Origin of the sequence: Paenibacillus sp. GYB003, assembly GCF_036577625.1 — a bacterium.
In the GTDB taxonomy this organism is placed as follows: domain Bacteria; phylum Bacillota; class Bacilli; order Paenibacillales; family NBRC-103111; genus Paenibacillus_AB.
In genome coordinates this window covers 60,901-85,455 of the sequence record NZ_JARBDC010000042.1, presented here as the reverse complement: position 1 = coordinate 85,455, position 24,555 = coordinate 60,901, and the positions used below count along the sequence as shown (strand labels likewise).

Below are 24,555 nucleotides of genomic sequence, written 5' to 3'. Positions count from 1 at the left end.
GTCGCGACGGTCTTGGCCTTTTTTGCATCCAAAGAAAGGAGTCGTGAACAACAATGAGTCATCGATCGGGACAGATGCATCTTACGGTAGCGTTACAAGGGGCCGGCTATCACCCGGGGAGCTGGCGACATCCCCGGGCCGAGGCGGATCGATTGGTCGATCCTTCCTACTATTACAAGCTTGCGCAGACCGCCGAACGCGGCAAGCTCGATCTGCTGTTTCTGGACCTAACGGCGGTCGGCGAACGTCAACGGTTGGCGGGAAGCGAACCCGGTTTATTGCTCGAGCCCTTCACCCTGCTCGGGGCGCTCGCCTCGGTGACGGAGCATATCGGGCTCGGCGCCGCCGTATCGACATCCGTCATCGAACCGTTCGCCGTCGCTCGTCAATTGTCCGCTCTGGATCATCTCAGCGGCGGCAGGCTGGCGTGGCTGGCCGGCACCGCGGTCGATTTGGAGCCCAGACGACTTCGAGGCGGCCCGCCGGAGCTGTCGCGGCCCGAGAAGCTTGCCCGGCTGCAGGAATTTTTGCAGGTCACCGCTCGTCTGTGGGACAGCTGGGAGGACGGCGCGGTTATAATCGACAGAGCCTCGGGGCGTTATATCGATGCGGATAAAGTGCATTTGATTCGCCATGCCGGGAACTACTTCCGGGTACGGGGACCTTTAAGCATACCGCGCTCTCCGCAAGGGCATCCGGTCCGAATCGGACTGTACGGCGGAGACGATCGCCCGGACGACACGGATGTCGATACGTCGGAGCTTGTATTCGCCTCGACCCGATCCCTCGAAGAGTCCGTCGATTTCTACAAGACGTTCCAAACGCGTATTGCGGGAAAGGGGCGCTCCCCCGATAGCGCGAAGGTGCTGGCCGTCGTGACGCCGATTCTCGGATCGACCGAAGCGGAAGCCCGAAGCCGTGCGGCCGAACTCGCCGAGCTTGCGATGCCCGAGGGGGGAAAGGCTGCCGAACCGGGGAGAGCGCAGCCGTTCGTCGGGACACCGGAGCAGCTGGCGGACCGGCTGGAAGCGTGGTTTCTCGCCTACGGCAGCGACGGGTTTCACATTCAGCCGGCTTTGCTGCCCGGCGGGCTCGAGGAGCTCGTCGATCAAGTCGTCCCTCTGCTTCGGCGCAAAGGGTTGTTTCGCGAACAATACGAGGAAGCTGCGCTGCGGGACCGTCTGGGGCTCCGGGTGCCTCGCGGGCGGCCCACTCGGGAGGAGGTGCGGCTATGAGCGGAGCGAAACAGCTTCATCTGGGCGTGTTTCTGTTGAATACCGGCCAGCAAACGGTCGGATGGCGCCATCCCGAAACGGAAGCCGGCCGGATGCTCGACGTTACGTTTTACCGGGAATTCGCCAAACTTGCGGAAAGAGGGAAATTCGACACGATTTTGGTGCTGGAGCAAATCGCGATCGGCGAACAGAACGGAAAGGTTGCGGAGGAGCGCCCGATCCCGACACCGGATACGTTGACCTTGCTGTCGACGATGGCTTCCGCGACGGAGCGCATCGGATTGACCGCCACGTTGTCCACGACGTACAACGACCCGTTCCATATCGCATCCAGACTCGCGACGCTGGATCATCTGAGCGGGGGCCGGGCCGGCTGGAATATGGTCACTTCGCAGGATCCCCGTATCGCCTCCCAATACAGCAAAGAAGCTCATATGGATCATGCCGAAAGGTACCGGCGCGCCGACGAATTCGTAGAGGTCGCGATGAAGCTTTGGGACAGCTGGGAGGACGACGCGGTGCTGGCCGACCGACGAGCCGGCCGATTCGTCGATCCCGGCAAGGTGCGCGATATCGGGCATAACGGCGAATTTTTCGCCTTTAGCGGCTCTTCCTATGTTCCCCGCCCGATTCAAGGCCATCCGGTGCTGTTTCAAGCGGGGTCCTCGGGCAGCGGGATGCAATTCGCGGCGCGGAAGGCGGAGGTCGTGTTCACCGCCCAAGACAATCTGCATGACGCCCGGGCTTACTACGCGAAGCTTAAAGGGATGCTCGCGCCGTACGGACGAAAGCCCGAGCAGCTTCATATTTTGCCGGGGCTCGCACCGATTCTCGGCTCGACCGAACAAGAGGCGAAGGAACGCGAAGAGCGGTTCAACGAGCTCGTCCTTCCGGAAATCGCCGTCAAAACGTTGTCCGGTACGATCGACATCGACTTGTCGTCTTACCCGCTCGACGCTCCGTTTCCTTATTGGGAAATCGATCCGGAGTCCAACAACAGCAAAAAAAGCAGGCTTCAGCTGCTGAAGGATCTGGGGGAACGGGAAAAGCCGACGATCCTGCAAATGAGCCGCCACGTCGTTTCCGCGGGAGGACATCATACGTTTACCGGCACACCCGAGCGACTGGCAAGCATGATGGTGGAGTGGCTGGACGAAGGAGCGTGCGACGGCTTCAATATTATGCCGTCCCATTACTTTCGCGGGCTGGCGGAGTTCGTCGATCACGTCGTGCCGATTTTGCAGCGGAAGGGCCGGTACCGATCCGAGTATGCGGGCCGTACGCTGCGCGACCATCTCGGCCTCGCCCGGCCGGTCAACCGCCTGTCGGGGCTGCATTCGCAAGCTTCCATCTAAACGATTTATCGGGGGAGGAACCACCATGCAAACCATCATCCGCAGACGTCTTCATTTGCCGCTCGCCGTTCTGCTGCTTTTATCGATTCTTACAGCCTGCGGGCAAGCGTCAACCCAACCATCCGCGAGCGGCTCGGCCGGCTCGGCGTCCTCCGGCGGCGGTGCGCCCAAAGTGATCAAAGCGGCGTTAAACACCGTACCGGTGCCGCTCTTCAGCTATTTGGACGAGAACAACAAGCCGGCCGGCTTCATGATCGACTACTTGAAGGAGCTGGAGAAGAAGCTGCCGGAATACAAATTCGAGTACGAGTCCGTCGACAACGAAAGTCAATTGATCGGAACCGATACCGGCAAATATGCGTTCGCCGCGAACTTCTGGTTCAAAAATCCGGAACGCGAAAAAAAATATTTGTACCCTCAGCAGGAGTTCGGCTACTCGATTACGGCGCTCGCGGTCAAGCCGGAACGAAACGATATCAAGACGCTGGACGATCTCGTCGGCAAGAAGCTGGTCCCGATGACTCCGGTATCCGGTTTCCGCTACATCCTGAAGGACTATAATCTGAAGCATCCCGGCAAAGAAATCAAGATCGAGGACGTGGAGAAAACGACTCCCGCCGACGATTTGAAGCTGGTCGAGTCGGGCAAGTACGACGCGCATTTTTTGAACGTCGTCCATTTCGAAGACGCCGTGAAGAAGCTCAATCTGAACTTGAAAATTGGCGGAGTCATATCGAAGGAGCCGGTCTACTTGCTGTTTAACAAAAACCAGACGGAGCTCGCCCGGAAAATCGACGAGACGACGGCGGAGCTGATCCGGGACGGCACGCTGCCGAAGCTGTCGGAAAAATGGTTCCGGGTCGACGTGTACAAAAGTTTGGAGTATGTTCAGCAGGGCTATCGGTTCCGGAAAGACGGTTAATCGGTCATGAACGCATCCGGGTGGGACACTACGCTATCTTTGATCCAACGAATCGCCGAAAGGCTTCCGGTTACGCTCACGATTATGCTGCTGTCGCTCCTGTTCGGGCTTCTGCTCGGCTTCGGCCTCGCCGTCGTCCGCATTCAGCGCAGACCGATCCCGTACGCCATCGCGACGTTTTACATCTCGTTCATGCGCTGCACCCCGACGATCGTTCAGCTGTTCCTGGTCTACTACGGTTTGCCGCAGCTGTTCGCCGTATTCGGCGTCGACGTGAACGACTGGGACAAGCTCGTTTTCGCGGTCGTCACGTTCGCGCTGCACAGCGCCGCCTATTTCTCCGAGGTCATCCGGTCGGCTTACCTTGCGGTCGGCGTCGGTCAGCAGGAGGCGGCATACAGCATCGGCATGAGCCGCGGCCAAACGCTGAGACGGATTGTGCTGCCGCAGGCATTCGGCATCGCCATTCCGAATTTGGGCAACAACGTATTGATTTTGTTGAAGGAAACGTCGCTTGCCTTCTCCATCGGCATCGCCGACATGATGGGGCAGGTACAGATCATTTTGGGCAACAACTACGGCGCGAACAGCTTCCGGATGTATATGATCGTTTCGCTCATTTATTGGGCTCTGAGCATCGCGATCGAGCGAGGGTTCGGGCGATTGGAGAAGCGTTTCCGCAAAGGCCGTGTCGGCCTGTCGGGGTAAGGAAAGGAGGGCGTCCGCATGGACTTTGATTGGCGGTTCGCGATCGAACAATTTCCGCAAGTGCTGAAGGGCGTGCCCGCGACGATGCTGGTGGCGGTCGTCTCGATGCTGCTCGGTACGCTGCTCGGCTCGATCGTCGCCCTGTGCAGATTGTATCGGGTGCCGGTACTGGATAAGCTAGGCGCCCTGTACGTGTCCTTCGTCCGCGGCACCCCGCTGCTCGTGCAAATTTATGTCGCGTTCTACGGAACTCCGCTTGTGATCGACTTCCTGCACCAGGAATGGGGATGGCGGCTGCCGCTGCAGGAGCTGTCTCCGCTCGGCGTCGCGCTGTTCGCGTTTACGCTCAACTCGGCGGCTTATCAGTCGGAGGTCATCCGGGGAGCGCTCGGCGCGACGGATTCCGGCCAGATGGAAGCGGCGCTGTCCGTCGGGATGACGACAACGCAAGGTCTGCTGCGAATCGTGGCCCCGCAGGCCATTGTCGTCGCGCTCCCGAATTTGGGCAATATTTTTATCAATCTGATCAAAGGAACCTCACTCGCCTTCGCGATCAAAGTCGTCGAGATTATGGCCCAGGCGAAAATCGTTGCGGGCGAAGGCTACCGGTACCTGGAAATGTATGCGGCCGCTTCGGTCGTTTACTGGGTCCTATGCTGGTTCTGCGAGAGAGGGTTCGCCTGGCTGGAGAGCAGGTTCAGCCGCCATGAAAGGAGAATGTCCCTATGATCGCCTTATCGAATATAACGAAATCGTTCGGCCGAAACCAGGTGCTGAAGGGGATCGATCTAACCGTGCGAAAGGGCGAGGTCGTCGCGATTCTCGGGCCGAGCGGCTCGGGCAAAACGACGCTGCTGCGCTGCTTGAACTATTTGGAGAAGCCCGATGAGGGCATCATCTCCGTCGGCGATTTCTCCGTCGACTGCAAGCGTGCGGGGAAAAAGGATATTCTGCGGCTCCGCCGGAAGACGGCGATGGTGTTCCAGCAGTACAATTTGTTCAAGCATATGACCGCATTGGAAAACGTGATGGAAGGGCTGGTCGTCGTCAAGAAGCTGGCCCGGGGGGAAGCGAGAGTCCGAAGCGTCGGGCTGCTGAACAAGGTCGGACTCGGGAACAAGCTGGATGCGTATCCGTCGCAGCTGTCCGGCGGGCAGCAGCAGCGAGTCGGCATCGCGCGGGCGCTGGCGCTCAACCCGGAGGTGATTCTGCTCGACGAGCCGACTTCGGCGCTCGATCCGGAGCTGGTCGGCGAGGTGCAGTCGGTCATCCGCGGCATCGCCAAGGAAGGGATCACGATGATCATCGTGACCCACGAGATGGGCTTCGCCCAGGACGTCGCCGGCCATGTCGTGTTTATGGACGGCGGCGTAATCGTCGAACAGGGCAAACCGAACGAGCTTTTCCAGACTCCGAAGGAGGAGCGAACCAAACAGTTCCTCAATCGGATTCGGCCGGAATTGAACTATTCGATATGAAGGGCCGTTCATTGCCCGATTACAACGGATTGGATTCGATCGGAGGGCGGGCGTTCTTTTGATATTCCTGCCCCCATTCCCTCATAAGCATAATGATCGGAATCAGCGTTTTGCCGAAATCGGTAAGCGAATATTCCACCTTCGGAGGGACCTCCGGATAAACTTTGCGGCTAATCACGCCGTCCTCTTCCAGCTCGCGCAGTTGAAGCGTCAACATTCGCTGGGTAATCCCCGGACAGATGCGTCGGAATTCGTTAAACCGCTTTTTGCCGTCCATCAAATGATATAACAGAACGCCTTTCCATTTCCCTCCGATTACGTCCAGCGTATATTCCACCGGGCAAGCCGCATCTTTTCCTTCGGGACATAGTCCGAATCCGCCTTTTCGGTTTCGCACGCGGGTCGCCTCCCTCCAGGTATCATTTTTGATCGTATATCACATTAATGTGCGTACTTTTAAAAAAGAGTGCATTATTTTATTATTAGGAGCATAGCGGGCGCCCGTCAATATCCGATGCCAAAGAGGAGCGTTACACATGATCAATGCTGCAGAAAAGAAGGAAGAAATTTTGACCGCCTATACGTTCAGACACGCCACGTAGGAATTTGACAGCAGCAAAAAAATAAGCGATTCCGATTTCGAATTTATTTTGGAAACGGGACGCTTGTCGCCAAGCTCGTTCGGCTTCGAGCCGTGGAAATTTGTGGTGGTCCAAAATGCCGCCCTTCGCGAAAAGCTGCGCGAACACGCCTGGGGGGCCCGAAAGCAGCTCCCGACGGCAAGCCATTTCGTTCTGATTTTGTCCCGATTGCCGCAAGATATGGCCGCGGATTCGGACTACATTCGAGATATGATGAAAAACGTGCAGCGTTTGCCCGACGAAGTTGCGGAAGGCAAAGGAAACGCGTACGACAAATTTTTGAAATCCGACTTTGCGTTGGAGGACAACAAGCGGGCAATGTTCGAATGGGCTTGCCGGCAAACGTATATCGCTCTGGGCAATATGATGACCGCGGCCGCTCAGATCGGAATCGACTCTTGTCCGATCGAAGGGTTCGAGAAAGCTCCGATTGAGCGGATCCTCGTTGAAGAGGGCGTGATGGACCCCGACCATTTCGGGATTTCCTGCATGGTCGCGTTCGGCTACAGACTGCGCGAGCCTCGCGAAAAGACACGGCGTACGACGGAACAAGTCGTGGAGTGGATCCGGTAAGCGTCGTCGCGATTCCTGCTGCCGCACATAAAAGGATGCCGCGAATAATGGCAGAGAAAAGACGTTCGGGACCGACTTTTCGAGAGACAAAACCCAAACAGGGTTCGCCGGTCGAAAATAAAGGTCCCGAACGTCCGCTATCTGCGGCCTTCCTTCACCGCATCGGTTCGCCTAGCGGTCCCGAAAGACCGCTTACGCATGAAACTCTTGCCCGCAGCGAACTTCCTTCACATAGCCCGCGCGAATGACGAAATCGCCGAAATGCTCGCCTTCGTTGCGTTCCTTCGCATAATGGCCGATGATCGGCCGCAGCGACTCCAAAATTTCCGTTTCGCCGATATTTTCCTTGTACAGCTTGTTCAGCCGGTTGCCGGCGAACCCGCCGCCCAAGTACATGTTGTATTTGCCCGGCGCCTTGCCGATAAACGCGATTTCCGCCAGCATCGGCCGTGCGCATCCGTTCGGACAGCCGGTCATGCGGATGACGATATCTTCTTCCTGCAGCCCGTTCTCGACGATGATCGGTTCGATTTTGTCGAGCAGCTCCGGCAAATACCGCTCCGATTCGGCCATCGCCAGCCCGCACGTCGGAAGGGCGACGCACGCCATCGAATTGCGCCGCAAGGCGGTATGATGGGCGCCGTCGGTCAGCCCGTACTGCTTCGCGAGCTCTTCGATCTTTTTCTTCTTTTGCGCCGTGACGTTGGCGATGATCAGGTTCTGGTTGGCGGTCAGCCGGAAATCCCCCGTATGCACTTTGGCGATTTCCCGCAAGCCGGTCATGAGCATATGATCGCCGATGTCTTTGACCCGGCCGTTTTGGATGAACAGGGTGAGATGCCATTTGCCGTTGCTGCCCTTCACCCAGCCGTACCGGTCCCCGTTATGCTCGAAATGGTACGGACGCGCCGCCTCCAGCTCCCAGCCGAGCCGCTTGTGCAGCTCTCCGATAAACCAATCGATGCCGCGGTCGTCGATCGTATATTTGAAACGGGCGTGCTTCCGTACCGCGCGGTCGCCGTAATCGCGCTGGATCGTCACCGTCTTCTCCGCCACGTCGACCGCCTGCTCCGGCTTGCAGAAGCCGATCACCTGGGCGACCTGGGGATACGTTTTCGGATCGCCGTGCGTCATGCCCATGCCGCCGCCGACCGTCACGTTGAACCCCTGCAGCTTGCCGTCGTCGTTCAAAATGGCGATAAACCCGAGGTCTTGCGAAAATACGTCCACGTCGTTCGAAGGCGGGACGGCGACCCCGATTTTAAATTTCCGCGGCAAGTACACCGGTCCGTAAATCGGCTCCTGCTCCGTTTCGCTGTCCTGGCTGTCCAGCACCTTTTCGCCGTCCAGCCAAATTTCGAAGTACGCCCTCGTCCGCGGATTGAGATGCTCGCTGATTTGCCGGGCCCACTCGTACACTTCGCCGTGCGCCTCGGACTGGTACGGGTTCGGGTTGCACATGACGTTGCGGTTCACGTCGCCGCAGGCGGCCAGCGTGCTGAGCATCGCGTCGTTCACTTCGCGGATCGTCTTTTTCAGGTTCCACTTGATGATGCCGTGCAGCTGGAACGACTGCCGGGTCGTCAGCCGAATCGTTTCGCCCGCGTATTGACAGGCGAGGCGGTCGACCGTAAGCCATTGCTCCGGCGTGACGACGCCGCCCGCGGCGCGGACGCGCAGCATGAACTGGTAAGCCGGCTCGAGCTTTTGCTTTTGCCTCTCGTTTCGCAAATCCCGGTCGTCCTGCATGTAGCTGCCGTGAAATTTCATCAGCCGGTTATCGTCCTCGGGGATCGATCCGGTGATCGGGTCCAGCAGCGTCTCTTCCAGGCTGCCCCGCAAATAGTTGCTGCTCCGCTTAATATGCTCGACCTCGCTGTGCGGCGCGCTATTCGGCGAAAGCAAATTGTTGTCGGACATGCTTGCTTCTCCTCCCTGCGATCTTCGGGATCAATACACGTCCCGCTGATAACGTTTCTGCTGCTGCATGCGAATCAAATATTGCTCGGCTTCCTCGGGGGCGAGTCCGCCCTCCTGCTCGAGAATGGTGGCGAGCGCCGCATGGACGTCGTGCGCCATCTTCTTCTCGTCGCCGCAGACGTACACGTACGCGCCTTCCTGCAGCCATGCGTACAGCTCCCGGCTCTTCTCGAGCATCCGGTGCTGCACGTACACTTTGCGGTCCGTATCGCGGGAAAAGGCGACGTCCATCCGCGTCAGCACGCCGTCCTTCAGCAGTCGCTGCCATTCGGTCTGGTACAGGAAGTCGGTGGAGAAATGCTGGTCCCCGTAAAACAGCCAGCTTTTCCCGCCCGCTCCCGTCTCCGCCCGCTCCGCCATAAACGCCCGGAACGGAGCGACGCCCGTTCCCGGTCCGATCATGACGATCGGCGTGTCGGGATGCTCCGGAAGCTTGAAGTTCGGATTGTGCTGAATGAACACCGGCACCGTATCGCCGGGCTGCACCCGCTCCGCCAAATGGACGGAGGCGACGCCGTACCGGTCGCGGCCGCCCGCCTCGTAGCGAACCGCGCGAACGGTGATGTGCGCCTCGTCCGGCGACGCCTTCGAGCTGCTCGCGATCGAGTACAGCCTTGCCGGCAATTTGCGCAGGATCGAGACGAACGATGCGGCCGGGATTCCCCGCAGCGAGTAGTCCTGAACGAGATCGAGCAGATCCCGTCCGGCAATGTACGCCTTCAGCTCCGTTTCGCAGCCCGCCTCCAGCAGCTCCTTCAGCTTGTCGTTTCCGGTAAGCTCCTGCGCTTTGGCCAGAAGCGGCTTCGTCAGCACCGTAATTTCGTAATGGCGGAGCAGCGCTTCGCGCAGCGAAACCGTCTCGCCGTTTTTCGGAGCGGGAACGCGCTCGTCGGCGTTCCAGCCCATCGCCTCGATCAGCTCGTCGACGAGACGGGGATGATTTTCCGGGTAGACGCCCAGGCTGTCGCCCGGCTCGTATTGCAGATTCGAACCTTCGAGCGACAATTCGATGTGGCGGGTTTCGCGCGCCGAGCCGCGTCCGTTCAAGTTCAAGTTTTCGAGAACTTCGGCCATGAACGGGTTCGTCCGCGAATATTCCGATTCCGCCGCCGTAGCGGACGCGGTCGCAGCGCCGCCGATTACGGCCGCGCCGGACGATGCCGCCGCAGACGCGCTCAGCGTCTCGATCACTTGGTTCATCCAACCCGCCGCAGGCTCGTCGAAATCGACGTCGCAATCGACGCGCGGAACGATCCGCTTGGCGCCGAGCTCCTCCAGCCGTTTATCGAAATCTTTGCCCGTCTGGCAAAAAAATTCGTACGACGTATCGCCGAGAGCCAGCACGGAAAACCGCGTATCCTCAAGCCGCGGAGCCCGCTTGCTGTGCAAAAACTCGTAAAACTGCACGGCGTTGTCCGGCGCGTCGCCCTCCCCGTGCGTGCTGACCAGCACGAGCAAATATTGCGTTTTTTTCAAATTGTTCGTTTTGAAATCGCTCATCGCGGAGAGCGTCACCGTAAAGCCGCGCTCCTCCAGCTTTTTGCTCAGCTTTTTGGCCAATCCGTGGCAGTTGCCGGTTTGCGAGCCGAACAGCACGGTCGCTTCCTTCACCGCAGCCGCTCCCGCATCGGCCGACGCCGCCTGCGCCGCAGCCGGCGCGCCGTTCGCCGCCGCCCCCCCTTGCAGCGCGGCGAGATAGCCGCTCAGCCAGATGCGCTGTCCTTCCGTAAGCGTAGGCAGCAGCCGATTGAGCAAATCGGCCTGCTCCTGGTTAAAAGGACTGTTCGTCATTCGAAGTTCCAACTCGATCCTCTCCGTCCGCTCCGTTTTCCGCATGAATCGACAAAATGCGAAATCCTAGTATTCGCATCCATTATTCCTTCCCTTGAACCCTACCATTTCAAGCGGAGCGGGTCAATTAGAATGATCTTATAGGATTTATCAGGATTCCTGATAAAAGCAAAGTCCCCGCGGATTATTCCGCCGGGGACCCGGGCGCCTTCGCCTGCGGTTCGGAGGCGAGCACCGCGTCCAGCGCCGCCTGTTCCCGCTCCTGCATGGCTTCAGCGCTTCGTCGACCGTTGCCGATCCGTCCAGCACCTTGTCGAATTGTTCCACGATGATCGCTCCGTAAACGGCCCGGAACGGCATCGGAAGTTTACATTTCTCCAGTATAAGTAACTGGAATACAAACATAAAGAAACCGGCATCCGCTCATGCGAATGGCCGGTTCCGTTTTGATCCTGCCCGACTTGCAGCCCTCAACCTTAAGCCCGCACGTACCTTTCGTCCTTCACTTCGTCCTGCAGCCGGTACAGCTCTTGCTCCAACAGTTCCGCCACGCGGGCGTAGTCCGGATCGTCGTATACGTTGATCATTTCGTAAGGATCTTTTTTCAGATCGAACAGCTCCCACTCGGGGGGCATCGGGATATCCTCGGAGCCCGCGGTGCCGAGCGCGTCCGCGTAGTAATAAATGAGCTTGTACTGCTCCGTCCGGACGCCGTAATGGGCGTACACTTTATGCTCGGACAAATGCATCCAGTACCGGTAGTACATCGACGTGCGCCATCCCGCCGGGTGTTCGCCGCGAAGGATCGGGCGGAAGCTGACCCCTTGCATCGACTCGGGGACGGCGATGCCCGCGTAATCGAGAAACATCGGGGCGAAATCGACGTTCAGCACCATCCGCTTGCTTACGCTCCCGGGCGCGATTTCGCGCGGATACCGGATGACGAACGGCATTCGCAGCGACTCCTCGTACATGAACCGTTTGTCGTACCAGCCGTGATCGCCGAGGAAAAAGCCTTGATCCGACGTATAAATGACGATCGTATCGTCTGCCAGCCCTTCTTCATCCAGGTAGTCGAGCAGCCGCCCCACATTGTCGTCGACGGATGCGACGCAGCGCAAATAATCTTTGATATACCGCTGATATTTCCAGCTTTTCAGCGCGGCCCCTTCCAAACGCCCGGGGGGATCCGTTTTCAAGTCCCGCTTCGTCAAATCGCGGTCGATCCGCATCTCCGCGGCGGCGGCGGCGCTCGCCCGGTTCGAATAATCGTCGTCGAACGTCTCCGGCTCCGGAATGTCGATCTCTTCGTACAGGTGCGCGTGCTTGGCATCCGGAATCCACGGCCGATGCGGCGCCTTGTGATGGCACATGAGGAAAAACGGCTTGTCCTTGTCCCGCCCCGCGATCCAGTCGATCGACTTGTCCGTAATGATGTCGGTCGCGTAGCCGGAAACGGCGATCCGCTCGCCCATCTCGATGAAAGCAGGGTCGTGGTAGTCGCCCTGCCCCGGCAGCACGCTCCAAAAGTCGAAGCCGGTCGGATCGCTGTCCCCGCCGTGGCCGAGATGCCATTTGCCGATGATCGCCGTTTGGTAGCCGTGCTGCTTCAGCAGCTTGGATACCGTAAGCTGCCGGCCGTCCAGCCGGTCGGAAAGCGTCTTGACGCCGTTGATATGATTGTACGTTCCCGTCAAAATCGACGCCCGGCTCGGCGTGCAAATGCTGTTCGTGCAGAAGCAGTTGTCGAGGCGCATGCCCCCGTCCGCGATCCGGTCGATATTCGGCGTGCTGTTGATCCGGCTGCCGTAGCAGCTCATCGCGTGGGCGGCGTGATCGTCGCTCATGATGAACAAAATGTTGGGGCGTCTCCCGGCTTTCGGTTCCATTCCGTTCGCTCTCCTTCCATCGTTCGCGCTTTCACCCCATTATATCGAAGCCCGCCCGTCGCGAGCCATGTACGATTCTCCGATTCGATGTACAAAATCACATCGTAAAGCGGCCCGTCTCATGCTACGATAGAAACGACGAATGCGACTGGAAAGGACTGCTGCCGGCATGCTGATGCTACGATCCGCCTTTTACGACGACATGATTCCGAACTGGCGCATGGCTCCGGTCGCCGTGGCGTACAATATCCTCGTCCTCGTCGTACACGGAAGGCTGATTTATTCGATCAATCGGGCGAAAATCGTCGCCGAGCAAGGCGATCTCGTCTTCATTCCGAAAGGAACGTTTCGAGGCGCGGAAAACGACGGACCGCATCCTCATCGCAAATATTCGGCGCTGTTCAGCCATTCGTTCCCCCCCGGCACCGTCCCCTTGTTCGATGCCGGCCGGTTTGCGATCAAACGGATTCGCGGCTTCGATGACGCCGCCAAACGGTTCGAAGCGCTGCACCGCGAAATGCGGGAAGAACGGCCGATGCACGAATTCATAGCCGCCGGCATTTTGCAGGAGCTCGTCGGCATCGCGAGCCGCGAAGCGGAGACGACGGACATGTCCCCGACGAAATGGCGGCTCGCCGACATCCTGCAGCGTCATATCCGCGAGCATTACCGCCGGCCGCTCCAGATCGGCGAGCTGGCCGTGCTGATCCGGCGGTCGCCGAACTATACGATTTCGCTGTTCAAGGAAGCGACGGGACAAACGCCGGTCCATTACATGCAGCAGCTGCGCATCGCGGAGGCGCGCAATTTGCTGCTCAGCACCGATTTTACGATAGCCGAAATCGCCGACTACCTCGGCTTTTACGATACGTCGTATTTTTACCGCACGTTCAAAAAGGTGACGGGCCTGTCTCCGTCCGCTTTCGCCGCGCGGCGGGCGGCGTCTTCGCCCGATGCCGGGAGCGCCGATGTTCCGTAAACGCGAACGGCCTTTATCCCCGTTGGAGGATAAAGGCCGCCGGTTACAGCTCCAGCTTCTTCGCTTTCTCTTTAATGTAATCCGCCGTCCGCAGCGCCAGCGACATGACCGTATTCGTCGGATTGCCGCCGCCCGACGTGACGAACAGGCTCGCATCGCATACGAACAAGTTCGGGATATCGTGGGTTTGCCCGTACGAGTTGGCGACCGAGCTGCGCGGATCGTCGCCCATCCGGCAGCCGCCCATCATGTGTGCCGTATCCGGAACGACGAACTCGACTTTTCCGCCCGCCGCCTCGAGAATCGAGCTCATTTGGCCGACCGCGTGGTCGATCAGCTTCCGGTCGTTGTCGCCGTAGCCGAACGTCACCTTCGCCCGCGGCATGCCGTATTCGTCCTTCTCGTCGGTCAACGTAACGCAGTTGGCCGGGTTCGGCAGCACTTCCCCTACAAGCGTCACTCTTCCGTAGTAGTTGTAGTCGAGCAGCGTTTCCCTGAGACGCTCGCCCCAGATCGGTCCGCCCTTCGCCTTCGAGACGCCGCTCGCAAACTCGACGGGCCTCGCGCCGTGCGCATGAAGCGTATATCCGCGGGCGAAGCCGCGATTCGGATCGGTGCGATAAAACTCCTGGGTCGTCGCCAGGACGGGCGTCCCTTTATACAGCCGAATTTCTTCGTCGAATTTGGCGTATACGTCGTTGCTGCTGTGCACCATGATCGACTTGCCGACCATCCCGCTGCTGTTGGCGAGGCCGTCCGGGAAGCGCGCGTCCGCCGAATGGAGAAGCAGCCGCGGCGTTTCGACCACGTACGCCGATACGATGACGAGCTTCGCCTTCTGCTCGTACGTTTTGCCGTCGTGTACGAACACGACGCCTTTCGCCCTGCCGTCGTCCCCCATGACGATTTGCGTCACCATGCAGTCGGGGAGCACGTCCGCTCCGGCCTTGACCGCTTTCGGAATATGGACGATCAGCGTGCTGAACTTGGCGTCCGGCATGCAGCCTTGGTTGCAAAATCCGCGATTGATGCACGGCGGCCGCCCTTCGAACGGCGCGGACAAAATCGCCAGCGGAGCGACCGAGGAGCGAATGCCCAGCTTGTCGCACCCGTTCATGAACATGTACGCGTTCGGGCTGAGCGGTTCGCGTTCCGGGTACGGATACGGGCCATGGTAGTTGCCCCACGGAAAATGCTTCGGGCCGGAAACGGCGATTTCTTTCTCGATCCGCGAATAATACGGCTCCAAATCGTCATAGCCGATCGGCCAGTCGTCGGCGACGCCGTCCAACGTTTTCGCTTTGAAATCGACGTCGTGAAAGCGAAGAAACACGCCCGTAAAATGAACGGTTCCCCCGCCGACGCCGCGGCCGGAATTGTTATGCCCCATCGTCAGCGGGTCGCCGCCGTCCACGATGCGCGTATCCTGCCAGCCCAGCCGTTTCATCGACAGCTCGTCGCTCGCAAAATCCCGCTGCGCATCGCGCATCGGCCCCGCGTCCAGCACGACGACGCTCATTCCGGCCTCGCTCAGCTCCTTCGCCAGCACGCCACCGGCCGCCCCGGCGCCGACGATGACGACGTCCGCCGTTTCGCCCGCATATTTTCGTTTGATCATTCCGGCTGCGCCTCCCACGGGTCCAATTGGCCGAGCTGCGTTCGCACGTAACCGCGCGGATAGGCGGGACCGGCATAACCGATCTCGGACCAAATGCGCGGATGCGAGCAATACGCCTCGATCGTCAGCGTGCACAGCTTGCGGAACAGCGGCTCCTGCGGGATGCCGGCCCATGCCTCGCTCGGCTCCGCGGCGTTTTCGCTGATTTTCCGCAAGTAGGCGGCTTGCTCCGGCTTGTCCAGGCTCATGAACGTAGTGGAGTGCCGGAGCAGCACGCCGCGCTCGATCGCCTTCAGCCCGCTGCGGATCAGCTCCGGGGCGGGAGGGACGCCCGCCTTCCGCTCGCTTTCGCCGATCGGCTGCCGCAGCGTTTCGTCGATATGGCGGAGGATGAATCGGAGCACTTCCTGCTTCTCGTCGTCGACGAGCAGCGAACAGATGCTGCGCAGCATTTCCGCCTCGACGAGCGTCAAAAACTCGTACCGGTCGTTCGAGCTTAGCCGGGACGTCACGATCGCTTGCGTATGATCGTCCCACTCGTCCCGCTCTTTCATCACGTCAAAGGACGGGTAACGGCTTCTTTTCGTCGTCACGCGCTCACCCTACCTTCCAATACAGGGCGATCAAGCCGAGAACGCTGAGCGCGGAAAACAGGAGCGGAAGCGTAATCGGCGGACCGATCAAAAAATTGCGCAAAGCCCAGCCACCGACCCGAACGCCCACTCCGCGAAAATGGTAGTAGAAGCCGACCAGCCCGGCGAGAAGGCCGACCCACATGAGCGCCAAAAACAGCGTCCGCAGCCAATCCGCGTAATACGAAACGAGCGCAAGCCCGACTATAAAAAACAGCGGGGCGGCGATGACGGGGGCCCACATCGATTTATGGTTGAAATTTTGCCGGTAATGAAACATCGTCACCTGCACGCCGATGACGAGAAACGCGATGCTTACGAACAAAATGACAATGCGGTCCAAAGACCAGTTCGGCCAATTCATGCGGGAACCTCTTTTCATGTTCGGGATGTTCGGTTGTACTATTTCCATCCGATGGAAAAACTATTCCAAACGATGCATATGGCAGCAAGTTTTTCCTTGCCGCCGAAATGTTCAACCAAACGGTTGAAAGGCGAGCTTCGCGCAGAGCAGTTAGTTCGGCACCGTTTCCGCGACCATCTGTCGCTCCGCAGCTTTCGAGCCCCGGCGTAGTTCGGCGTACTGACAAGAATTAGAAAAGTTCAGCTAAGGGGAATATCGTGGGGATGATGCTGACTTGGAAGTCTGCGAGGACAACCGAACGAACTCCGCAATATAAATGAACCTTATATTACTTGCTCGCTTTGCGGCACCCCCTGCGCGATCGTCTCAAGAAGACGGTCGGCTGTCCTTGCTTGTACAGTTCCTCGACGATCTCCTCGTCCGTCCGGCCGCCCCGGATCACTTCGCTTTCGCCGATCGCCACATAGTCGGGATGCTCCCGGACGAACGCGAGCAGCGGCATCGGCTCTACACCGCTCATGCGGAAGATGAGCGAAACCGGCTGCAGCTCCCCGTCGGGCGTGCCCAGCTCGAACGGCGCCCCGGCCATCGCGCACAAGTCGCCGTCGCCGGAGCAGTCGACGAACGCAGCAGCCTCTACGACGGCGCGTCCCCTTTTATTACGGAGGACGACGCCCTTCGCCCGTCCGCCGCCGTCCAGAATGACGTTTTCCATCATCGTATGCAGCAGTACGTCGACGCCGTATCGGCGCAGCACGTTCATGACCGCGATCTGCATGACGACCGGATCGAAGCAAATGTAGCGGATCAGCCTCCAATCATTGAAGGCGCCGACGTAGCCGTCCAGCTTCTCGAGTTCCTCGATGAGCTCGTTCAGGACCCCGCCGACGATCCATTCGCCTCGTGCATTGATCGCGCCGTCGATCGTCATGCCGCTCAGCAGTTCGCCGCCGACCGTCGGGCCGGCGTCGACGAGCAGCGTACGCACGCCGTTTCTCGCCGCGCCCGCGGCCGCCGCGACACCGGCGCAGCCTCCGCCGATCACGACGACGTCGTATTGTTGATGATGCAGAACTGCTTCCATTTGTCTCCCCTTCCTCCCACAGTATTATACCCGCTTCGCCTCCGCCGTCGCGGTCGAATGTGGCCGAAGCCAAGCATCCTCCCAATCGCTTTTCGATCGCCTTCGCGATGCCGCCGGCTCCGCGGCCGCGCCCTTGATCCAGACAATGTCGATCGAACGGCTTGGAATGACGATGCGGACGACGTCGCTAGTTCCTGCTTTGCATCGGTTTAAACCTCCCGGCCATCATATCATAGCGCGATATTGTCGACAATATATAAAATATAATATTGAATGGATTGTGAGCCTCGGTAATTGCCGGCATCGAAAAAGATACGACGGTATCTGATGATATTGGAGCTTTTGCGAAGTTAGATGAGTGGTAAAGGTTATATGTTTCAAGCCTTGCATGTGCGTACAGACATATTAGTGGAATATCATACGGGGGTGATGAGGGTTAATTTGTATTGGACGTAGCCGCCCGAATCATTCGGCACTGGGTGGTGTAAAAAAAGACCCTGAGGATTATCTCCTCAAGGTCATAGTGCATACCTGCCTACAATTCCTCTAGTTTGAGTCCCAGATCGCGGAAGAGCGAGCCAAATCCTTCTTTCTTAGTCTCCCCACAATGAAATAGGATGTTTAAAGGTGTTGGAGGAGTGGAAGTTGCACCAAAATCCCTTCCATTCTCCCATTCTTGAACTGTGCTTGATAGTGTATTGACGAAGGTCACAAAATCGCCCTTCTCAAGATGCAACCTAATCCCCCCACTCTAACCGGAATTCCTCCATCTATTCCGTCGACAGGCAGGTATTGGCTCGAGGTAACGGGAAAAGCTCCCGGCAAATCGCCGCATTTTTGGCGAAAAGCGCAGTCCGGACGAAGGTAACGGGATGTTTTCCAGCTAAATGGTCCCGATAACCGGGAACCGGGAAAAAGAACGGGAGGTTTTCCCGGCCAACCTGATCGTTTCCGCTCAAGGCCCCAACGGCAGCGGCGGCATCCCCAAACGAAGCACAAGCTGCCGCCGCGCAGCGTGAAGGCGCACGAGCGAAGCCTCCGCCTAAAGGGCTTCCTTTGCCGCATATTACCCCCCTCGCAATTCCCCGCCCCCGCGCACCGCAACAAAACCGCAACAACAAAAAAAGCGACCGCACAGCCGCCTAACGGCACTGTACAATCGCTTTCTTGCCCTACCGCGCATCCGACATTTGCCGCCGCTCCTTGTACTGCAGCTCGAACAGCTTGTAGTAATACCCCCGCTGCGCCAAAAGCTGGTAATGGTTGCCGACCTCGCGCACTTTGCCTTTGTGCATGACGATGATTTGGTCGGCGTGCTGGATCGTCGACAATCGATGCGCGACGATGAGCGTCGTCCGGTTTTTGGATATCGCCTTGAGCGCGTCCTGCACGACGAGCTCCGTCTCGGTGTCGATGTTGGACGTCGCTTCGTCCAAAATCAATATTTGCGGCCGGAACACGATCGCCCGGGCGAACGACAGCAGCTGCCGCTGGCCGAGCGACAGGTTGACGCCCCTCTCGCCGAGCGGGGTCGCAAAGCCGAGCGGCTGCTTGCGGATAAATTCGTCCATATGGACCATCCGCGCCGCTTCCTTGATCTGCTCGTCGGTGATCGACGACTCGTTCAGCCGGATGTTCGAGGCGATGTCCCCGTTGAACAGAAACACGTCCTGCTGGACGACGCTGACCGCCTTGCGGAGCTGGTCGAGCGGGATGTCGCGAATATCGATGCCGTCGATCCGGATCGATCCTTTCTGGATTTCGTAAAACCGGTTGATGAGCGAAATGATCGAGCTTTTCCCCGCCCCCGTCGCGCCGACGAACGCGACCGTTTGCCCGGGCTCGATTTTGAACGACACGTCGCGCAGTACCCATTCGCCTTCGTTGTAGGCGAACCAGACGCGGTCGAATTCGATCTCGCCGCGCACGTGCTTCGGCAGCGGCTTCGGGTTTTCGCTGTCGACGATGGCGGGCTTCTCCCCTAGCATTTCGAAAATGCGCTCCGCGCCGACCATCGCCGTCTGAATTTGGTTGTATTTTTCCGCCAAGCTCATGAGCGGGTTGAAAAATTGGCGCACGTAATGGGTGAACGCGTACACGATCCCGAACGTGATCGCGCCGTCGATCACCGAACGGCCGCCGTACCAGATCAGCAGCGCGATCGCGAAATTGCCGAGAAAGCCGACCGCGGGCTGGAAAATCGAGTTGACGATGACGCCGCGAAGGCCCGCCTTGAAATGCTCCCCGTTCAGCTCGCGGAACTGCTCCAGCTGACGCTCCTCCCGGGTGAACAGCTGGGTGATGCGGATGCCGGACAAGTTTTCCGACAAAAACGAATTCAGCCGGGCGAGCAGCAGCCGCACTTTCCGCTGCGCCTCGCGGACGACGGTCCGGTACCAGAACGTCATGCCGAACAACAGCGGAATGACGATGATCATCAGCGCGGTCAGCTTCAGGCTCATCTGCATCATGATGACGAGAATGCCGAACAGGACGATCACGTCTTTGACCAGGTTGACGATAACCTGCGTGTACAGCTGGTTGAGCGTTTCCGTATCCTGGGTGACGCGGACGACGAGCCGCCCGACCGGGTTGCGGTCGAAAAACGACGCGGACATCCGGCTCAAATGCTCGAACAGCTGGTTGCGGATCCGGTAAATGATATGCTGCCCCGTATACTGCAGCAAATTGGACTGGATGTAGTTCAGGATCGCTCCGCCCAGCACGGCCGCCAAAAACAGGATGCCGAGCGATAGCAAGCCGTTCGTGTCGTGCTCGCGAAATTTCAGGACGTCCGCCTCGTCGAGCCGTACCGCCGCATACGTCCGGCCGTCCGCTCCGACGAGCTCCGCGCGCTCGCCGTTTTGCCGCACGTCCGGCTGCTCCGCCGGATCCGGCCAGCCTTCGGCCAAATACGACGCGCCCGCCGCTTCGACGATCCGCATCTTCGCGAAAGCCCCGTTCTCGGGCGCAGTCGGGCTTTCGGCCGAACCGTTCACCCGCACGTAAGCTTTGTCTCCCACGACGATCGGCTTGCCGTATGCCTTCAATCGGTCCGCTTGATCCGCCTCGGTCGCATACATCGGCTTGTGCAGTCCGCCGATATGGTCGTCGATCGCGACCTTAATCAAGTACGGCCGGGCCAGATCGGAGGCGACGATCAGAAACGCGAGACCGATGCACAGCGCGATCATTTTCCAATGCGGCACCGCATAAGCGAGCATTTTTTTCAGCAGCTGGCGGTCCTTCATATCGACGACAGGCTTTTCCGCGTGTATGCTCATCCCGCTCGCCCTCCCGTCGCCACGCCGCGTCCGGCATGCCGCTCCGGCGAAACGCCCGCCTCATCGCCGCCATGCCGCCGCCGCTCGCCGTCGTCCGAGGCGCCGTTCGCCCCCTCGCCGGCTTCCGCTTCCCATTCCCGCTCCTGGCTCCGCACCGCCTCGTCCAGCAGCTGCTTATGGTACAGGTCGGCGTACAGGCCGCCGAGCGCCAGCAGCGAATCGTGCGTGCCGCGCTCGACGATCCGGCCTTCGTCCAGCACGACGATTTGATCGGCCGACTGCACCGACGAGATACGGTGCCCGATGATGATCGTCGTCCGGTTGTCCATGACGTGGCCGAGCCCTTCGAGGATCCGGTCCTCCGTCTCCGTATCGACGGCGCTCAAGCTGTCGTCGAAGATGAGAATCGACGGCTTCTTGATGATCGCCCGGGCGATGCTGACGCGCTGGCGCTGGCCGCCCGACAGCGAAATGCCCCGTTCGCCGAGCGCCGTCTGAAACTTGTTCGGAAACTCCACGATGTTGTCGTACACTTGCGCCAGCCGGGCCGCCTGCTCGATTTCGTCGTCGCCGTACGGCTTCGGGTCGAAGCCGATATTGTCGCGGATCGTCGTCGAAAACAGAAACTGGTCCTGCGGCACGATGCCGATATGGCTGCGCAGCACATGCAGCGGAATTTCGTGAATGTCCCGCCCGTCGATCCAGACGGTTCCTTTCGGCGGGTTGTACAGCCGGACGAGCAGATGGACGAGCGTGCTTTTGCCGCTGCCGACTTTGCCGACGATCGCGAGCGACGTCCCTTTCGGCACCCGGAGCGAAATGTCCCGCAGCGCCGGCTCGTGCGCCTCCGGATAGCGGAACGACAAGCCGCGCAGCTCGATATCCCCCTCGATCCGCTCGATCGAAAAATCCGCGTCCGAATCGTCGGCCACGTCCGGCCGCGTGTTCAAGATCGCGAGCAGGCGCTGCTCCGACGCTTTGCCGCGCTGCATCGTATTGACGACTCTGCCCAGATTCTCGATCGGGCCCATGAGCAGCGACAAAAACGAGTTGAACGCGACGAACTCGCCGAGTGTAATCCGGTCGTGCAGCACCATAATGCCGCCGAGCACGACCGACACGAGAAAGCTGAAGCCGACGACCGCCGAGCTGAGCGCGCCGAACAGCGAGTTCGATTTGACCAGCCTGCGGTTCATCGCGACCGCATGCCCGTTGTCTTCGCGAAACAGCCGCGTTTGCTCGCCCTCCTGCCGGAACGACATGACGACGCGAATGCCGGCGACGAACTCCTGCACCCGGCTCGTCAAGCTGCCGATCGCCTCCTGCACGTCGACCGATTCGCGCTGGATGCGCCGCCGAAACCGGTACGAGAGCACCGCCAGCAGCGGCAGCGGCAGCAGCGTCAGCAGCGTGAGGATCGGATCGACCGCCACTCCCATCGAAACGATCGTCATCGTGATGATCACGATCGCCTCCAGCGTATTGAAAATGCCCCCTTGCGTCACTTCGCGGATGACGCTCACATCGCTGATCGCGTGCGACATCAAATCGCCGACACGGCGATTTTTGAAATAGTGGGTCGACAGCGTCTCCCAATGCCGGAACAGGTCGTCGCGAATTTGCCGGTCGAGCAGCCGGGACAGCCGAAACAAAAAGATGCGCGACACCGAACGGAAAAAGGCGATGCCGAGTCCGGCCAGCAGCATCCACAGGGCGATTCGAAGCGCTTCCGCATAGGTCAGCAGCGACATCTCCAATCGGTCCGTAAACGTGCCGAGCAGCGTCGGAATGACCAATTGCATCATGCTCGATATGGACAATAATGCAAAGCCGAACACATACGAAAAACGGTGATCCTTGACGTGCTTCCAAACGATATGCTTTCTCTCCAACCGCTCTCCCCCCAAGTCGCAAGCCAATTACAGTCGCGAAGGCCGATTCTATTTGTAAGCTTACAGAACCGGCTTGGGAGAAGCCATGGATTTACATGCTCGAAACAATGGACTATCCGATCATTTCCACGATTGTCGATTTTGGCGAAAGAGGCGCAAATCGCCGTGACCGACCGCCGTCGGAAGGCCATACAATGCCGATGACCGAACCGTTCGTGCAAACGAATGAAGGGCTAGCCGTTCGTTCGGCGAAAATGCCAAACGTGGACGCGCGGCAGGCCGCCCGGAACGAAATCCTCGAGCGCCGTCCACGGCCGCTCCGGGCGTTCGACGCGGGAGCGCTTGAATTCCACGTACCGGTCCGCATCGACGTTCGGCCACAGCTCGACGAACAAATTCGGCTGATCCGTCCCTTCGTAATGCTGGAGCTCGGGATACGCGCCGGCCCATTCGCGAACCCAGCTTAAGTATGCTTCCCGCTTTTCCGGGAACACTTTATATTCGACAAAAACGATTCCCACTCTACCGTCACTCCGATCGTTTATTGCGCCGGAACACGCGCTTCGGGCGCGGTTCGTTCGCTCCGGACGGCGAAAAAAAATCGAATTGTTTTCGACGTCGTTTTTTTATTTTACCGGAGATCGTGTTATGATAACAATGAAGACCGATGAGGAGGAGACAGTTTTGGATACAGGCACGCATCTGGTAGTCGGACTCGGTTTGGCAGGACTCGCATACGTCGACCCCGCCGTTGCCGCGGATCCCGCTTTGGCTACCGCCGTCTTGATCGGCACCGTGCTCGGCTCGCAGGCACCCGACACGGACGGGCTTTTACGGTTTCGCAGCAACGCATCCTACATCCGCAACCACCGCGGGAAGTCGCACAGTTTGCCGGCCGTGGCCATATGGACCGCGCTGATTACGCTCGTGCTCGCCGTCTTGTTTCAGGGCATCTCCGTTCCGCATTTGGCGCTGTGGGTATTTATCGCCGTCGCGTTCCACGTGTTCAGCGATCTGTTCAATACGTACGGAACCCAGGCGTTTCGCCCCATTACGGAAAAATGGATATCGTGGAACATTATTCATATTTTCGATCCGATCATCTTTTGCAGCCACTTGATCGCCATTTTCATCTGGTCCGTTCATTTGGCTACGCCGCAGCAAATATTTCCGGCGCTATACGTCCTGATCGCCTTGTACTATGTGTGGCGCACGCTTGCGCACTTCGCGATCGGGCGTCGGATCAAGCTGCAGGACCCGCAGTACGATCCGAGCCACCGTTATATATGGATTCCGACGATTCATCTGTATACGTGGAACGTGGTCAAACAGACCGGACCGGGCGATTACGTGCTCGGCGAATTCCGCGGCGGCAAGCTCAGGTGGGTCGACAAGGCGCACTGCCACAGCCATGATGCGATCGACGCGTCGAAAAACCATCCGGACGTGCAGTCGTTCCTTTATTTTACGTCCACCGCGTGCGCGGAAATGAGAGAGCATTCGTGGGGATACGAAGTCCGCTGGACCGACGTGCGGTACCGGCACCGCAAGCAGTACCCGTTCGTCGCCGTCGTGCTGATGGATAAGCAATACGAGCCGATCGACTCCTACGTAGGCTGGCTGAGCGAAGGGCGCGTCGAGAAAAAGCTGAAAATAAGCACGTATTAGACCGCAAAGGCCCCCGATCCGGGGGCTTCGTTGTGCCTTGCCGAACAGCGCAAAGTCCGAACGATATTTTTTGTCGGTTCGGCATGTCGCTGTTCGCTTTCGCCATTCTGCAAACGATAAAAAGCCCAAGGGACGAGTCCCTTGAGCTTGTCATAACGCAAGTCCGAAAGAAGTCGATTAGCGGGTAGCTCCGCCGGAAAGTTGTTGTTCGGCGATTTGCACCAAACGACGAGTGATGTTTCCTCCGATAGCGCCGGCGTCGCGAGTAGCCATCCAGCCCATGTAGCCGTCTTGCGGGATTTGGATGCCCAGTTCTTGAGCGACTTCGTATTTAAGTTGATTCAAAGCTTGGTTTGCTTGAGGAACTACCAGTTGGTTGCTGCTGCGGGATTGACCAGCTGCCATAATAAGATGCGCTCCTTTCAATCTGCGGTGTGTGTGTGTGATGTATTTTGCAAGCTT

The 24,555-nt window shown here is 59.0% G+C and carries 20 protein-coding genes and 1 pseudogene; 9 read left to right on the top strand and 12 right to left on the bottom strand.

Annotated features, from left to right (window positions below):
* Window positions 1-53 precede the first annotated feature (53 nt).
* The 6 genes from PV407_RS14860 to PV407_RS14835 are packed head-to-tail and all read left to right on the top strand — an operon-like array spanning window position 54 to window position 5,698.
* A complete protein-coding gene (locus PV407_RS14860) occupies window positions 54-1,235 on the top strand; it encodes an LLM class flavin-dependent oxidoreductase (protein ID WP_332090708.1) in 1,182 nt (393 codons plus the stop codon).
* Window positions 1,232-2,590, top strand: coding sequence for an LLM class flavin-dependent oxidoreductase (locus PV407_RS14855; RefSeq protein ID WP_332090707.1), 1,359 nt, complete (start codon window positions 1,232-1,234; stop codon window positions 2,588-2,590). The genes PV407_RS14860 and PV407_RS14855 overlap by 4 nt, the downstream gene beginning before the upstream one ends.
* A 25-nt stretch (window positions 2,591-2,615) precedes the next feature.
* Window positions 2,616-3,512 carry a transporter substrate-binding domain-containing protein gene (locus tag PV407_RS14850; RefSeq protein WP_332090706.1) on the top strand — a complete coding sequence of 299 codons (897 nt, stop codon included), beginning with the start codon at window positions 2,616-2,618 and terminating at the stop codon, window positions 3,510-3,512.
* A 39-nt stretch (window positions 3,513-3,551) separates the two neighbouring features.
* The gene (locus tag PV407_RS14845; protein ID WP_332090705.1) at window positions 3,552-4,220 is read left to right on the top strand and encodes an amino acid ABC transporter permease; all 669 of its coding nucleotides are present in this window, start codon (window positions 3,552-3,554) and stop codon (window positions 4,218-4,220) included.
* An 18-nt stretch (window positions 4,221-4,238) separates the two neighbouring features.
* The gene (locus PV407_RS14840) at window positions 4,239-4,949 is read left to right on the top strand and encodes an amino acid ABC transporter permease (RefSeq protein ID WP_332090704.1); all 711 of its coding nucleotides are present in this window, start codon (window positions 4,239-4,241) and stop codon (window positions 4,947-4,949) included.
* Window positions 4,946-5,698: an amino acid ABC transporter ATP-binding protein gene (locus PV407_RS14835; protein WP_332090703.1), complete on the top strand. Its 753-nt coding sequence runs from the start codon at window positions 4,946-4,948 to the stop codon at window positions 5,696-5,698. Before PV407_RS14840 ends, PV407_RS14835 begins: the two co-directional genes overlap by 4 nt.
* A 19-nt stretch (window positions 5,699-5,717) precedes the next feature.
* Here PV407_RS14835 and PV407_RS14830 read toward each other — a convergent pair whose 3' ends face one another.
* On the bottom strand, window positions 5,718-6,095 hold the full coding sequence (locus tag PV407_RS14830; protein ID WP_332090702.1) for a winged helix-turn-helix transcriptional regulator: 378 nt from the start codon (window positions 6,093-6,095) through the stop codon (window positions 5,718-5,720).
* Window positions 6,096-6,234: 139 nt separating this feature from the next.
* Between PV407_RS14830 and PV407_RS14825 the strand changes: the two are divergent.
* Window positions 6,235-6,912: pseudogene (locus tag PV407_RS14825) on the top strand (NAD(P)H-dependent oxidoreductase).
* A gap of 192 nt (window positions 6,913-7,104) precedes the next feature.
* Here the strand turns inward: PV407_RS14825 and cysI are convergent.
* The 3 genes from cysI to PV407_RS14810 form a co-directional block, all read right to left on the bottom strand.
* Window positions 7,105-8,832 carry an assimilatory sulfite reductase (NADPH) hemoprotein subunit gene (gene cysI, locus PV407_RS14820; RefSeq protein WP_332090701.1) on the bottom strand — a complete coding sequence of 576 codons (1,728 nt, stop codon included), beginning with the start codon at window positions 8,830-8,832 and terminating at the stop codon, window positions 7,105-7,107.
* 30 nt (window positions 8,833-8,862) lie between these two features.
* A complete protein-coding gene (locus PV407_RS14815; RefSeq protein WP_332090700.1) occupies window positions 8,863-10,695 on the bottom strand; it encodes an assimilatory sulfite reductase (NADPH) flavoprotein subunit in 1,833 nt (610 codons plus the stop codon).
* A gap of 464 nt (window positions 10,696-11,159) precedes the next feature.
* The gene (locus tag PV407_RS14810; RefSeq protein WP_332090699.1) at window positions 11,160-12,572 is read right to left on the bottom strand and encodes a sulfatase family protein; all 1,413 of its coding nucleotides are present in this window, start codon (window positions 12,570-12,572) and stop codon (window positions 11,160-11,162) included.
* A 169-nt stretch (window positions 12,573-12,741) separates the two neighbouring features.
* Here PV407_RS14810 and PV407_RS14805 point away from each other — a divergent pair, with 169 nt between their 5' ends.
* Window positions 12,742-13,551, top strand: a complete 810-nt coding sequence (locus tag PV407_RS14805) for a helix-turn-helix domain-containing protein (protein ID WP_332090698.1) — start codon at window positions 12,742-12,744, stop codon at window positions 13,549-13,551.
* Between the two features lie 43 nt (window positions 13,552-13,594).
* On the opposite strand, the gene PV407_RS14800 is transcribed toward PV407_RS14805, so the two are convergent.
* From PV407_RS14800 to PV407_RS14770, 7 genes are all read right to left on the bottom strand, one after another.
* Entirely contained in the window at window positions 13,595-15,169 is a 1,575-nt protein-coding gene (locus tag PV407_RS14800) for a GMC family oxidoreductase (protein ID WP_332090697.1), read from the bottom strand.
* Complete coding sequence (locus PV407_RS14795; protein ID WP_332090696.1) at window positions 15,166-15,762, bottom strand: gluconate 2-dehydrogenase subunit 3 family protein; 597 nt, start codon at window positions 15,760-15,762, stop codon at window positions 15,166-15,168. The genes PV407_RS14800 and PV407_RS14795 overlap by 4 nt, the downstream gene beginning before the upstream one ends.
* 4 nt (window positions 15,763-15,766) lie before the next feature.
* Window positions 15,767-16,165 carry a hypothetical protein gene (locus PV407_RS14790; protein WP_332090695.1) on the bottom strand — a complete coding sequence of 133 codons (399 nt, stop codon included), beginning with the start codon at window positions 16,163-16,165 and terminating at the stop codon, window positions 15,767-15,769.
* 328 nt (window positions 16,166-16,493) lie between these two features.
* Entirely contained in the window at window positions 16,494-17,249 is a 756-nt protein-coding gene (locus tag PV407_RS14785; protein ID WP_332090694.1) for an FAD-dependent oxidoreductase, read from the bottom strand.
* A 1,172-nt stretch (window positions 17,250-18,421) separates the two neighbouring features.
* Entirely contained in the window at window positions 18,422-20,533 is a 2,112-nt protein-coding gene (locus PV407_RS14780) for an ABC transporter ATP-binding protein (protein WP_332090693.1), read from the bottom strand.
* Window positions 20,530-22,425, bottom strand: a complete 1,896-nt coding sequence (locus PV407_RS14775; RefSeq protein ID WP_332090692.1) for an ABC transporter ATP-binding protein — start codon at window positions 22,423-22,425, stop codon at window positions 20,530-20,532. Before PV407_RS14775 ends, PV407_RS14780 begins: the two co-directional genes overlap by 4 nt.
* A gap of 233 nt (window positions 22,426-22,658) precedes the next feature.
* A complete protein-coding gene (locus PV407_RS14770) occupies window positions 22,659-22,946 on the bottom strand; it encodes a hypothetical protein (RefSeq protein ID WP_332090691.1) in 288 nt (95 codons plus the stop codon).
* Between the two features lie 163 nt (window positions 22,947-23,109).
* Here PV407_RS14770 and PV407_RS14765 point away from each other — a divergent pair, with 163 nt between their 5' ends.
* Window positions 23,110-24,093 (top strand): metal-dependent hydrolase, encoded by a 984-nt coding sequence (locus PV407_RS14765; RefSeq protein WP_332090690.1) that lies wholly within the window; start codon window positions 23,110-23,112, stop codon window positions 24,091-24,093.
* Window positions 24,094-24,270: 177 nt separating this feature from the next.
* Here PV407_RS14765 and PV407_RS14760 read toward each other — a convergent pair whose 3' ends face one another.
* Window positions 24,271-24,498 carry an alpha/beta-type small acid-soluble spore protein gene (locus PV407_RS14760; RefSeq protein ID WP_332090689.1) on the bottom strand — a complete coding sequence of 76 codons (228 nt, stop codon included), beginning with the start codon at window positions 24,496-24,498 and terminating at the stop codon, window positions 24,271-24,273.
* Window positions 24,499-24,555: the final 57 nt, after the last annotated feature.